12 protein-coding genes are annotated in these 13560 nt (G+C 45.2%); 9 read left to right on the forward strand and 3 right to left on the reverse strand.

Features of this window, described 5'->3' with window-relative positions; all coding sequences use genetic code 11:
* The first annotated feature begins 21 nt into the window (after positions 1-21).
* Entirely contained in the window at positions 22-381 is a 360-nt protein-coding gene (locus tag F0251_RS15180) for a putative quinol monooxygenase (protein WP_171731266.1), read from the forward strand.
* Positions 382-498: 117 nt separating this feature from the next.
* Here F0251_RS15180 and dxs read toward each other — a convergent pair whose 3' ends face one another.
* Genes dxs through xseB form a run of 3 tightly spaced genes read right to left on the reverse strand, consistent with a single transcriptional unit; the run spans position 499 to position 3551 of the window.
* Positions 499-2382 (reverse strand): 1-deoxy-D-xylulose-5-phosphate synthase, encoded by a 1884-nt coding sequence (dxs, locus tag F0251_RS15185; protein ID WP_171731267.1) that lies wholly within the window; start codon positions 2380-2382, stop codon positions 499-501.
* A 21-nt stretch (positions 2383-2403) separates the two neighbouring features.
* The gene (gene ispA / locus F0251_RS15190) at positions 2404-3288 is read right to left on the reverse strand and encodes a (2E,6E)-farnesyl diphosphate synthase (protein ID WP_061032571.1); all 885 of its coding nucleotides are present in this window, start codon (positions 3286-3288) and stop codon (positions 2404-2406) included.
* A 20-nt stretch (positions 3289-3308) separates the two neighbouring features.
* Positions 3309-3551: an exodeoxyribonuclease VII small subunit gene (gene xseB / locus F0251_RS15195; RefSeq protein ID WP_004734405.1), complete on the reverse strand. Its 243-nt coding sequence runs from the start codon at positions 3549-3551 to the stop codon at positions 3309-3311.
* Positions 3552-3848: 297 nt separating this feature from the next.
* On the opposite strand from xseB, the gene pomA reads away from it, so the two are divergent.
* The 8 genes from pomA (at position 3849) to F0251_RS15235 (ending at position 13404) form a co-directional block, all read left to right on the forward strand.
* Positions 3849-4613 (forward strand): flagellar motor protein PomA, encoded by a 765-nt coding sequence (gene pomA / locus F0251_RS15200; RefSeq protein ID WP_008218621.1) that lies wholly within the window; start codon positions 3849-3851, stop codon positions 4611-4613.
* A 12-nt stretch (positions 4614-4625) separates the two neighbouring features.
* Positions 4626-5573 (forward strand): flagellar motor protein MotB, encoded by a 948-nt coding sequence (locus tag F0251_RS15205; RefSeq protein ID WP_008218619.1) that lies wholly within the window; start codon positions 4626-4628, stop codon positions 5571-5573.
* Positions 5574-5889: 316 nt separating this feature from the next.
* A complete protein-coding gene (gene thiI, locus F0251_RS15210; RefSeq protein ID WP_105057511.1) occupies positions 5890-7338 on the forward strand; it encodes a tRNA uracil 4-sulfurtransferase ThiI in 1449 nt (482 codons plus the stop codon).
* A 654-nt stretch (positions 7339-7992) separates the two neighbouring features.
* A complete protein-coding gene (locus F0251_RS15215) occupies positions 7993-8901 on the forward strand; it encodes a transcriptional regulator GcvA (RefSeq protein ID WP_061032573.1) in 909 nt (302 codons plus the stop codon).
* A complete protein-coding gene (locus F0251_RS15220) occupies positions 8894-9517 on the forward strand; it encodes an alpha/beta fold hydrolase (RefSeq protein WP_105057509.1) in 624 nt (207 codons plus the stop codon). Before F0251_RS15215 ends, F0251_RS15220 begins: the two co-directional genes overlap by 8 nt.
* Positions 9507-9905, forward strand: a complete 399-nt coding sequence (locus F0251_RS15225) for a DUF423 domain-containing protein (protein ID WP_105057508.1) — start codon at positions 9507-9509, stop codon at positions 9903-9905. The genes F0251_RS15220 and F0251_RS15225 overlap by 11 nt, the downstream gene beginning before the upstream one ends.
* A complete protein-coding gene (rlmM, locus tag F0251_RS15230) occupies positions 9902-10993 on the forward strand; it encodes a 23S rRNA (cytidine(2498)-2'-O)-methyltransferase RlmM (RefSeq protein ID WP_004738523.1) in 1092 nt (363 codons plus the stop codon). Before F0251_RS15225 ends, rlmM begins: the two co-directional genes overlap by 4 nt.
* 380 nt (positions 10994-11373) lie before the next feature.
* Entirely contained in the window at positions 11374-13404 is a 2031-nt protein-coding gene (locus F0251_RS15235) for a TonB-dependent siderophore receptor (RefSeq protein WP_061032577.1), read from the forward strand.
* The last annotated feature ends 156 nt before the right edge of the window (positions 13405-13560 follow it).

The following is a 13560-nucleotide window of genomic DNA, read 5'->3' on the forward strand; positions in this document are numbered from 1 at the left end:
AAGATAAAACAAGGAATTACAATGTCTAAGAAGGTTTACTGCATCGCTCAATTTCAACCGAAAGAAGGCAAGTTGAACGAACTTTTTGAGGTTTTAAAAGCACTAGAGCCAAACACTCTGCGTGAAGATGGTTGTATTCAATACACAGTAACTCGTCACATCCAGAGCCCGTTTGCTGAAGGTCAGAGCTTCCAGATTGCTTTCAACGAAATTTGGGCAGATAACGAAGCATTTGAAGCACATTGTCAACGTCGTGAAATTCAACAGTTCTTTCAAGAGCAGTGTGTTGATGAAACAGGCTTAGTTGAGAACTTTAATGTTGCTATCTACTCTGATGAACCAGAGAATTACGACGCACCTGTTCTTAAGCCGTGCTGCTAATTTGCTGTAACAACTGACTTAAACAATGGCTAGCTAATGAGTTAGCGAATACTAAAAAGGTTGACCCTAGGGCCAACCTTTTTTTGTCTTGTTGCTTATGCAGTTCGCTACTGAAAGCTATTTAGCAAGGTACTCAGAGATAGACTTCTCAATACCTTTCGCGTCTAAGCCTAGCTCTTCATGCAGTTCACCTTGAGTGCCTTGAGCAATGAACTTGTCTGGTAGGCCAAGGTTCAGTACTGGCATTAGCAATTTCTCTTGCATCAAGAATTCAATCACACCTGCACCTGCACCACCGGCAATCGCATTCTCTTCGATAGTCACCAGTACATCGTGGTCAGCGGCAAGTTGTTTGATTAGAGCTTCATCTAGCGGCTTAACAAAGCGCATGTCTGCAACGGTCGCATCCATTGCATCAGCGGTTTGAAGTGCATTTTCTAGGAAAGTACCAAAGCTTAGGATAGCAACCTTAGCGCCATCTTTTGCTTTTGAGTTTTCACGAACGATACGGCCTTTACCAATCTCAAGTGCAGTAAACTCACTTTGAATCTCTGTGCCCATGCCATTACCACGAGGGTATCGAACCGCACTTGGTCCATTGTGCTGGTGGCCAGTGTAAAGCATTTGGCGACATTCGTTTTCGTCGCTTGGTGCCATGATCACCATGTTTGGAATGCAGCGCATGAAGCTTAAGTCGAACGCACCTTGGTGTGTTTGACCGTCGGCACCCACAAGACCTGCACGGTCAATCGCGAACATAACCGGTAGATCCATGATAGCCACATCGTGGATCAGTTGATCGTAGCCACGTTGTAGGAATGTCGAGTAGATAGCGACAATCGGCTTATCACCCGCAATCGCCATACCGGTTGCCAGCGTTACTGCGTGCTGCTCAGCAATGGCAACATCGAAGTATTGTTCTGGGTACTCTTTCGAGAAACGCACCATGCCTGATCCTTCACGCATTGCTGGCGTGATAGCCATCAGCTTAGGATCTTGCGCAGCCATATCACATAAGAAGTCACCAAAAATCTTAGAGAACGTTGGCTTAGAGCTGGTGCTCTTAGGCAGGCTTGAGTGTGCAGGATCGAATTTAGGTACGCCGTGGTAGCCAATTGGATCTTTCTCTGCTGGCTCGTAGCCTTTACCTTTCTTGGTCATGATATGCAGGAACTGAGGACCTTTTAGGTCTCTCATGTTCTTAAGCGTTTTAATCAGCTCGTTTACATCGTGGCCGTCTACTGGGCCAATGTAATTAAAGCCTAGCTCTTCAAACATGGTGCCAGGAACAACCATGCCTTTAAGATGTTCTTCTGTACGACGAACTAGCTCTTTAATCGGTGGAACACCAGATAGCACTTTCTTGCCGCCCTCACGAATAGACGTGTAAAGACTGCCAGAAAGAACTTGAGCTAGGTGGTTGTTCAGCGCGCCTACGTTTTCAGAAATCGACATCTCGTTATCGTTAAGGATAACCAGCATGTCATTGTGAACATCGCCCGCGTGATTCATGGCTTCAAATGCCATACCGGCAGTAATAGCACCGTCACCAATCACACTCACAACTTTACGGTTCTTGCCTTCTTTCTTCGCGCTGATCGCCATACCGAGTGCAGCACTGATCGATGTTGAAGAGTGACCAACAGAAAGGGTGTCGTACTCGCTCTCTTCACGCCATGGGAATGGGTGTAGTCCATCTTTTTGACGGATAGTCGACAAACGGTCGCGACGACCAGTAAGAATTTTGTGCGGGTATGCTTGGTGGCCAACATCCCAAACCAACTGGTCAAAAGGCGTGTTGTACACATAATGCAGAGCTACAGTGAGCTCTACCGTACCTAGACCTGACGCTAAGTGGCCACTTGATTGGCTCACTGAGTTAAGAAGATAGGTGCGTAATTCATCACAAAGCTGTGTTAGCGTCTCTTTCGGGAGAAGACGCAAATCCTCTGGCTTATCAGCCAAAGCAAGAGTTGGGTACTTTGATATATCAAGAGTCATAGGTAATGCGCGCTTATTGTCTTAGTTCTTGCGCTCGATGACGTATCGGGCGAACTCTTCGAGTAACTGGGTATTGTATGGGATTGCAGCCAAAGCTTGAAGCGCTTCCTGCAGTAGAGATTGCGCTTTTTCTTGAGCGCCCTCTAAACCTAGCAAAGAAGGGTAGGTGCTTTTGTTCAAACCTTGGTCAGAACCCTGTGGTTTACCCAAAGTTTCGGTGTCGCCAATGATATCTAAGATATCGTCTTGAACTTGGAAGGCTAACCCGATGGCATCTGCGTATTTATCTAATTGAGGGAGCACCTCAAACGCTTTTTCACCTGCAGCCAGTGCACCTAAACGGATGGCACTTTTCATAAGAGCGCCCGTTTTATTGCGGTGAACTTCTTCCAGTTCTTCTAGCGTAACCGCGCGGTTTTCCGCTTCGATATCGAGCGCCTGACCAATACACATACCTTGAGCACCAGAGGCTTCAGCTAGGCGTTGAATCATTCGAACGCGATTGCTTTCCCCGTCAGCACTTAATGTGCCTTCTGCAAGTATAGTAAATGCCAGAGTTTGTAGGGCATCGCCCGTTAAAATGGCGGTCGCTTCATCGAATTTGATGTGACAAGTCTGATGGCCACGACGCAGTTCGTCGTCATCCATTGCTGGCAGGTCGTCGTGAATCAGAGAGTAGGCATGAATACATTCGACTGCAGAAGCTGGAGTGTCGAGCTCTTCAGCGGTGCAACCGAGCATCTCCCCTGTAATATAGACAAGAAATGGACGCGCGCGTTTGCCGCCTAAAAGTAACCCATAACGCATTGCGTTGATCAGATTCTGATTTTGGTGTGGCAGGCGATCAAGCCAAAGGTTCAGTTGCTCGTTATTACGTGCCTGATAAGACAATAAAGTCTCGATCATAGGGGATCTCATACAATTCGTTATTCTGGTTGTGGGTTAAAGTCACTAAGTTCTGCGTTTTCATCATTTTGCAGTAGGATGCTAACACGCTGTTCAGCATCGTTTAGTTTGCTTTGACCGGCACGAGCGAGGGAGATACCTCGTTCAAATTTTTTCAGCGCATCATCTAAAGCTAGATCACCGTTTTCTAGTTGATCAACCAAGCCGTCGAGCTCTTCGATTGCCGCTTCAAAGCTCATATTTTCAGGTTTCTTAGTAGCCATAATAAATCTGCGTTTGGAAAGATGAACGAACGTTACCTTAGGGCGTTGAGATGGTCAAATGTAACCAATAAATTTTGCTAGAAAGTTCGTTTTTAAGAGGCTTGAAGCCACTTTCATCTAATAACCTCACCTTTATCGAGTTTATGACTGCTCGAGAACGGGGAAGCGGGTAATAGTTGTGATACAAAAAGCAAAAGTGTGATATTTAGGCCAAGAATTTACTAAAAGATCTTATAGTCTTGCCGATAAAAAGATTATCGTCGACATAGAGCTACAAAAAAGCATGAGGAGTGCTCAGTGGATTTAGCAACCCTAATAGGTTTGATTGGTGGATTTGCCTTTGTAATCATGGCAATGATCCTAGGTGGAAGCCTCGGGATGTTCTATGATACGACATCCATATTGATCGTGGTTGGCGGTTCAACGTTTGTTGTTCTGATGAAGTTCACCATGGGACAGTTCTTTGGCGCGACTAAGATTGCCGGCAAAGCTTTTATGTTTAAAGCCGATGAGCCAGAAGACCTTATCGCTAAAATTGTTGAAATGGCAGATGCTGCTCGTAAAGGTGGCTTCTTAGCACTCGAAGAGATGGAAATCAGCAACAGCTTTATGCAAAAGGGCATCGACCTGTTAGTCGATGGTCATGATGGTGATGTAGTGCGTGCTGCATTGCAAAAAGATATTGCGCTAACCACCGAGCGTCATGAACAGGGGGCGAAGGTGTTCTCTGCATTTGGTGATGTTTCTCCTGCAATGGGTATGATCGGTACCTTGGTGGGTCTGGTTGCCATGCTTTCGAACATGGATGACCCTAAAGCGATCGGCCCTGCGATGGCAGTTGCACTCTTGACTACGCTGTATGGCGCAATTCTATCGAACATGGTGTTTTTCCCTATCGCAGACAAGCTTGCACTGCGTCGTGACCAAGAGACACTGAACCGTCGTTTGGTGATGGATGGTGTGTTAGCGATTCAAGATGGTCAAAACCCACGAGTTATTGATGGTTACCTGAAGAGCTACCTAAATGAAGGTAAGCGTACGATTGATGGTGAACCTGCGTAAGAGGAGTTGAAGATGGATGAAGAGAATCCATGTAAATGTCCTCCTCCGGGGTTACCTCAATGGATGGGAACATTTGCTGACTTGATGTCACTGCTGATGTGTTTCTTCGTACTTCTACTCTCATTCTCTGAGATGGATGTACTGAAGTTTAAGCAGATCGCTGGCTCGATGAAGTTCGCATTTGGTGTACAGAACCGCCTAGAAGTCAAAGATATCCCGAAAGGGACCAGCATCATTGCACAAGAGTTTCGCCCTGGTCGCCCAGAGCCAACGCCAATTGATGTGATCATGCAGCAAACGATAGATATCACTCAGCAGACGCTGGAATTTCATGAAGGTGAATCTGAGCGCGCTGGTGGTACCATGCGTGACCAAGGCAAGATGACTGGAGGCAAGTCGCCAGAGGTATCGACTCACGACAACCAAAACTCTGAGTCAGACCAACAGCAACAGCAAGCCGAAGCTCAATCTCAAGAGATGGAAACCTTGATGGAAAGCATCAAGAAGGCGTTGGAACGAGAGATCGACCAAGGCGCGATTGAGGTGGAAAATCTAGGCCAACAGATAGTGATTCGAATTCGTGAGAAGGGTGCATTCCCATCGGGCTCTGCTTTCTTACAGCCTAAGTTTCGACCTTTGGTGAGACAGGTGGCTGAATTGGTGAAAGATGTTCCGGGCATTGTTCGAATCTCAGGTCACACTGATAATCAACGTCTTGATTCTGAGCTGTATCGCTCGAATTGGGATCTGTCATCTCAGCGAGCGGTATCTGTTGCTCAAGAGATGGAAAAGGTTCGCGGATTCTCTCATCAACGTTTGAGAGTACGTGGTATGGCGGATACAGAGCCTGTAGAGCCGAACGATACTGAATGGCAGCGCAGTCTAAACCGCCGTGTAGAAATCAGCATCATGCAAGGTGAGCCGCTATACAGTGACGAAGTTCCAGCTATCTCTCAATAGCCTGAGTTATCTTGAGAGATTTAATTGACCAGAAAGCCCAACCTTATGATGAGGTTGGGCTTTTTATTTGGGCGATGAACGGTTGATTGACCTCTTTGTCTACCGGCAGTGAGTAAGCATGCTATTTTTAATAAGGTGCGCATTTATTACTGGTGCCTAAGCAAGCACTCTTTTCCTTGTTTCACTTTCTCATGTATAATTCGCGCCCTTAGATTTAGATATGATCTACTCTTGCTTCAAGTGCTGTGTAAATTCTTTCAATTTACTTGGCGAAGAGCCTTTTAAAAATTTTGAACATTAATGTTGTGAACGTACTATGAAATTTATTGTTAAGCCCCATCCGGAAATTTTTGTAAAAAGTGAATCGGTGCGTAAGCGCTTCACAAGGATTCTAGAGTGCAACATTCGTAACGTTATTCAGCGTCGCTGTGAAGGTGTTGCGGTATTTAACCGTCGTGACCATATCGAAGTGACATCAGAAAGTGATAAGTACTACAACGAAGTGTTAGAGGCTCTGACTCACACTCCAGGTATTCACCACTCTCTTGAAGTTCAACAGTCTGAATTCAAAGACTTGCACGATATCTATGAGCAAGTATTAGAGCGCAGCCGTGCTGACATTGAAGGTAAAACATTCTCTGTTCGTGCTAAGCGTCGTGGTAAGCATGAGTTCACGTCTATCGAGCTTGAGCGCTACGTAGGTGGCGGTCTGAACCAAGCGGTTGAGTCGGCACGCGTTAAGCTGAAAGATCCAGAAGTCACGGTTAAAGTTGAAGTGGCGAACGACAAACTTAACCAAGTTCTGGCGCGTCACAAAGGCCTTGGTGGTTTCCCTCTTGGTACTCAAGAAGACCTATTGAGCTTGATCTCTGGCGGCTTTGACTCTGGCGTATCAAGCTACCTACACATCAAACGTGGCTCTAAAGTTCACTACTGTTTCTTCAACCTTGGCGGTCCTGCGCACGAGATTGGCGTTAAGCAAGTGGCTCATTACCTATGGAACAAGTACGGTTCTTCGGCAAAAGTGAAGTTCATCTCTGTTGATTTCGAACCGGTTGTTGCTGAAATCCTTGAGAACGTAGAAGACGGCCAAATGGGCGTGGTGCTTAAGCGTATGTTCATGCGTGCTGGTGGCATGGTTGCAGATAAGTTCAAGATCGAAGCATTGGTTACTGGTGAAGCACTAGGTCAGGTATCAAGCCAAACGCTAACTAACCTGCGTCACATCGATAACGTAACGGATACGCTGATCCTTCGTCCACTTATCAACTGGGACAAAGAAGACATCATTGATCTTGCGCGCGAGATCGGCACTGAAGACTTCGCGAAAGTAATGCCAGAATACTGTGGTGTTATCTCTAAGAAGCCAACAGTGAAAGCGAAGAAAGGTAAACTTGAAGCAGAAGAAGCTAAGTTTAACTTTGAAGTGCTAGAGAAAGTGATCGAGAACGCTCGTGTTATGGATATCCGTGACATTGAGAAAGAGAGCCAAGAGCAAGCTCCAGAAGTGGAACAGGTTCAAGCTGTTGCTGAGCACGCTATCGTCCTTGATATTCGTAGCCCAGACGAAGAAGACGAAAGCCCATTAGAAATCGATGGCGTTGATGTAAAACACCTTCCTTTCTACAAGTTAGCGACGCAATTTGGTGACTTAGACCAAGGTAAAGAGTACCTACTGTACTGTGACCGCGGTGTTATGAGCCGTCTGCAAGCGCTTTACCTGCAAGAGCAGGGCTTCAAGAATGTTAAGGTTTACCGCCCATAGTCTGCTAGCTTAGAGCACGACTTAGGTTGTAACAGATACAGAAAGCCGCTTACTGAAAAGTAAGCGGCTTTTTATTTACCGGTTGATTGTTATTCTGTAATCGATACAGTTGTTCCACTGTGTTGCTCGTATGGTCTTTTTGTTTACACCCAAGCTGATGTTATAAATCGATTTTTAGTTTGCACTGTTAGCATTTGCATTGTTACTAAAAGGTGCAATTAAATGCTTATTTTTGTATGCGTATGATTGTTTAAGTAAGCGGGCGTTACATTTTGTGATTAGAGTAAAGAAATAGTAAGGATTAATTAGTACAGCTATTGATAAACTTGTTGTTACTTTGCTTTGGGCATAAAAAAACACCGCCTTATAGGCGGTGTAAACAAATTTGACAGACAGGTCAAAATAAATACAGGAAGTAGATGCCTCGTTTCAGCGCGTAGCTGTAACAAAACATTTGGTAGAACTCTACCCAACTCGAAAAGTACGAGTTTGCAAACACAACATCGCAGGAGCTGAGCCAATTGATTCTAGAGAGAATCAAGCCGTTCAGGCTAGCTGCTGCGGAATGAAATATAGAATTTCTCTAGCCGCTAGGCAATGGACAAATTATAATGTTTCAGATAAAAAAAACTAATGCTTATTTAGAGAGTAACTATGTCTCGTCGATTACCCCCATTAAACTCGTTAAGAGTGTTTGAAGCTGCGGCTCGACACTTGAGTTTTACGCGTGCCGCTGAAGAGTTGTTTGTTACTCAAGCTGCGGTGAGTCATCAGATCAAAGCGCTTGAAGAGTTTCTGTCTTTGAAGCTTTTTCGCCGTAGAAACCGCTCTTTACTGCTTACAGAAGAAGGGCAGAGCTACTTCTTAGATATCAAAGATATATTTACATCGCTGGCTGAGGCAACTGATAAGGTGCTTGAGAGAAGTGAGAAGGGCGCGTTAACCATCAGTTTACCCCCAAGCTTCGCGATTCAGTGGTTGGTGCCAAGGCTTGCTGACTTTAATCAACAAGAACCTGATATTGATGTTCGAATCAAAGCGGTTGATATGGATGAAGGCTCGTTGACGGATGATGTGGACGTGGCTATTTACTACGGTCGAGGAAATTGGCCGGGACTGAGAGCCGATAAGCTGTATCAAGAATACTTGATTCCACTGTGTTCACCTTCAGTGTTACTGGGGACAAAGCCATTAGAATCTCTAAAAGATTTAACATGTCATACGCTATTGCATGACACGTCTCGTAAAGATTGGAAACAGTTTGCGAAACAAAACGGTATCGATGGAGTAAATGTTAACCATGGACCGATCTTCAGCCACTCAACCATGGTGTTGCAAGCTGCCGCGCACGGGCAGGGTATTGCGCTGGGTAACAACGTTCTCGCACAACCTGAAATCGAAGCGGGTCGTTTAATTGCGCCATTTGATGAGGTGTTGGTAAGCAAGAACGCTTTCTATGTGGTGTGTCATGAGAAACAAGCTGACATGGGACGTATCGCTACTTTCCGTGATTGGATGCTGGCTAAAGCGCAAAGTGAACAAGAGGATTTACTAGATGAGTAACATCATTATTGATGGTGAAGATAATCCAATCACCTTTATCTTTGCGCACGGTGCGGGCGCAGGTATGGATCATGAATTCATGCAGTCGGTAGCCAAAGGATTAGCCTTTAAAGGGATACGAGTGGTTCGCTTCAATTTCCCTTATATGATTAAGCGTGCCGAAGATGGTAAGCGTCGTCCGCCGGATAGAGCGCCTAAGCTGCTTGAAGCCTATCAAGAGATTATTGAGCAAACTGATGCTGACAAGCTTGTGATTGGTGGTAAGTCGATGGGAGGCCGTATGGCGAGCCACTTATCTGAGCTAGATAAAGTCGCAGCAATGGCTTGTTTGGGTTTCCCTTTCCACCCTCCGGGTAAACCAGAGAATTACAAAGGTGGGCATCTTGCCTCTTTGCAAAAGCCGTGTCTGATTCTTCAAGGCGAACGCGATACCTTTGGTAAGCGTGAAGAGTTTGTCGATTTCGACCTATCGGATTCTATTCAAGTCGAGTTTATTCCCGATGGCGATCACAGCTTCAAGCCGCGCAAGAGCTCTGGCTACACAGAACAGCAGAACATCGCATTAACGGTTGAGAAGCTTTCTGCATTTATTAAAGAGGTGCTTAATGAAGAGTAAGTACCTACTCACCTTTGCTGGTGTATCTGGCGCTATTGCTGTAATGCTTGGTGCGTTCGCTGCACACGGGTTAAAGGCGATTCTATCTGAGTATCTTCTGGGCGTATTCGAGACAGGGGTTCAGTATCAGTTTATCCATACGTTAGCGATATTAGCGTGTGGCGCTCTGCTACAGATGAAACTTGGCGCTAAATCACAAAAATATTTTTTCATTGCGGCAATTTGCTTTATCATCGGCATCCTTTGTTTTAGTGGTAGCCTGTATGCGCTGGCACTGACAGGAATAAAATGGTTTGGCCCAATAACTCCGTTTGGTGGTCTACTATTTATCATTGGTTGGGGAGTCTTCTCCTTCGCTGCTTTGAATATAAAAGAGGTAACTCAGTGAAACACGTACTACTTTATTGTCGCTCTGGTTTTGAAAAAGAATGTGCTGGCGAAATTCAAGACAAGGCAACACAACTGGAAGTGTTTGGTTTTCCTCGCTTAAAGAACAATACCGGTTTTGTACTGTTTGAATGTTACCAAGCTGGTGAAGCGGACAAGTTGATCAAAGAGATCGACTTCCAATCGCTGATCTTTGCTCGTCAAATGCTAGCAGTAGCCGTTGAAATAAAAGATCTGCCAACCGATGACCGTATCTCTCCAATTCTTGAGGCGCTTTCTGAGAAAGAAGGCTTCCCTCGCTGTGGTGATATTCGTATCGAAACACCGGATACTAACGAAGCAAAAGAGCTACTGAAGTTCTGTCGTAAGTTTACTGTGCCAATGCGTCAAGCAATGCGAGGTAAAGGTTTGATGACAGCGAAGGACAACGCGAAGAAGCCTGTGCTTCACTTGTGCTTCATCGCGCCTGGTCACTGCTTTGTTGGTTACTCTTACCCAACCAACAACTCGCAGTTCTTCATGGGCATTCCTCGTTTGAAGTTCCCTTCTGATGCACCAAGCCGTTCTACATTGAAGCTAGAAGAAGCATTCCACGTATTCATCCCTCGTGATGAGTGGGACGAGCGTCTGGCTCCAGGTATGTGGGGCGTAGACTTAGGCGCCTGTCCAGGTGGTTGGACTTACCAATTGGTTAAGCGTTCGATGTTCGTTCACTGTGTGGATAACGGCATGATGGCGGATAGCCTAATGGAAACTGGTCAAATCAAACACCACATGGTGGATGGCTTTAAGTTCGAACCAGACCGTAAGAATGTCACTTGGATCATTTGTGACATGGTTGAGAAACCTGCGCGCGTTGCACACCTTATGGGTGAGTGGATCATCAAAGGTTGGGCGAAAGAAGCACTATTCAACCTTAAACTGCCAATGAAGGGCCGTTACGATGAAGTTCTGCAAGATATCGAGAACCTAAAACTGTTCCTGATTGAGAACAAAGTGAAGTTCAAGATGCAGGCGAAGCACCTATATCATGACCGCGAAGAAATTACGGTCCATATCCAGTCACTTTCAAATATCTCACCGCACTAATATTGGCGTTGATATATCAGTGATAAAAATGCTCCTTTAAGGGGCATTTTTTGTATCTGAAGTTCGTGAAATTACTCGAATATAGGCGCGAAATAATAGGAAAGTTGTCGAAATGCAGGCTATTTCAGTATTTGAATATTAAAAAAGCCGCAAGTGATCGAGACTTACGGCTACCTATCTTCAGGGGTGATACGAAGCAGGATTTATTCAAAGATTCAGCAGCAAAACGAAGTAAGTTTTACAGCGAGGGCATATTAACAAATTCTATTTTATTAAAAGTAAGTGAACGTAAGTAAAGAATGTAAATGATAAGAATTATCATTCAGTTTGTGTAATATTCACGTCCCCTGACTTGAATCTATAAAATATAAAAACACAATATGAAACTTAAAGCACTTTCAGTAGCCGTTACGGTTGCCTTAACTTCTTTTACAGCCCTTGCTGCCGACGAACAAGAAACAGTCGTCGTAATTGGTTCTGCTCTTGATCAACTTGTTCAGACAGAAATCAACTCTGACACACTTGAAAAGAAACAAGCATCAGACATAAAAGACGTTCTGAATACTATGCCAAGTGTGACGGTGGACGGAAACGCACGTTACTCTCGCAAAGTGTATGTACGTGGTATGGAAGACAAGTTTGCCGTGGTGACCATTGATGGCGCACGTCAAGAAGGTCAGCTGTTCCACCACTCTGGTGATCAGGCCATTGACCCAGCGATGCTTAAGCGTGCTGAAATTGAATTAGGTGGTAACTCTGCACTGTCGGGTTCTGGTGCGATCAACGGCTCATTTAGCTACGAGACAAAAGATCCAAGCGACCTTCTTAAACCAGGCGAAAGCATTGGTGCTCGAGTTAAAACGAGCTACCAAACGGCTTACGAACGTTTCGCAACCAACGTTGCTGTGTATGCAAAAGTAAACGACAAGCTGCAATTCATGGGGATTGCAAACTACTCTGAAGATGGTGACCTACATATCCCAGATCAGGAAGCAGTGACGTCTAAGCAAGGCGAACTGAAGTCTGGCATCGCGAAAGTGGTATTCATCCCGAATGACGCTAACGAATTTAAACTGACTTTTAACCGATACAACGATGGCGGTAAACGTCAGCTTTCTGGTGAGAAGGCCGGTGCTCTGTATGCGGATGATGAACACAACTACCACTCGCTTAACCGTGATACTGTGACTCTGCAACATGAATACGATGCAGGTAGTGACTTAGTGCACCTGAAAACCAACATTTATTACAACCGTCAGTATATGGAGCGCGATGCGCTTGTGGATACGGCTTGGGATAAAGACGCGAACGGAAAATGGATTAAAGATGGCACAATTGCTATCCCTGATCGTGAATACAACGTGACGACCATTGGTGGTGACATTCGCAATATCTCATGGGTTGGTGAGCATGAGCTGACTTATGGTCTTGATGGCTATAAAGCTGAGCAGTGGATTGACGCGGGCGACGGTGTTTACCAAAGCGGTTCTAAGCAAGGTGAAACCAAGAAGTACGGCATGGATGGCGGTACCGTAACGGCATATGGCCTTTACCTACAAGACATGTACGAGTTTAGCGACTTCCGTTTAACAACAGGTTTGCGTTACGACGTTCATAAGCTTGGTGGTGTTTACGATGGCGACTTCGACCAGTTGTCTCCTAAATTTAAAGGTGAATACCAAACTACGGATAATCTAAAACTTCGTGTAGGTTACGGTCGTCTATTTAAAGGCGCGTCATTGCCAGAGACTCTGACAATGAAAGCAGCTGCAGATGTTAAGCAGTCTGATACTAAGGCGATGACGGGTAATAACTATGAGGCTGGTTTTGATTACGAGCTGACACGTCTACTGGCAGCGGACTACGCTATCCTAGGTTTCACGGCTTACACCTACAACCTAGATAATCAAATGCACCCAACTAAGAACAACACAACACTGGCTAACCAGTACGATGTTGAAGTGTGGGGTGTAGAAACGGTACTGAGCTACGCACTAGACTCTCTAAGCGTATACGCTAACCACTCTTACTCGGATGGTGACCAGAAAGATCTAGAGAATGGCAAAACAAGCCACATGAGCAAAACAGGCATTCACAACTTCAAAGCGGGCTTTAATTACAGCCTAAACAGTGAGTTTGTGTTTGGTTGGGACTCTCGCTTCGTTCCGGGTAATGACTACACGGATGAAGATGGTGAGCAAGTGAAGCGTGCTGGTTTTGCTACGCATAATATCTGGGCGGCTTACACACCTACGTTTGCGAAAGACCTAGAGATGAACATCGGTGTCGATAACATTCTTGATAAGAAATACGCAGAGCATACTGGCTTTGGTATCTCTTGGGGCTCAGATAAGTACACTAGCTACGAAGCCGGTCGTAACTTCAAAGCTTCTATCGCTTATAACTTCTAATCATCCGATTAAGTTCAGTTAGGCGGCAGCCAAAATAACAAAAAGCCTTAGTATGAACTGACCCCCAATAGTTGGACACCAATTATTGGGGGTCTTTTTATGTCCAAATATAGCCGAGAGCTAAAATGTATCATTGCTAAGCAATACTTAGATGGC

Source organism: Vibrio sp. 070316B (assembly GCF_013114115.1).
Lineage (GTDB): Bacteria > Pseudomonadota > Gammaproteobacteria > Enterobacterales > Vibrionaceae > Vibrio > Vibrio chagasii_B.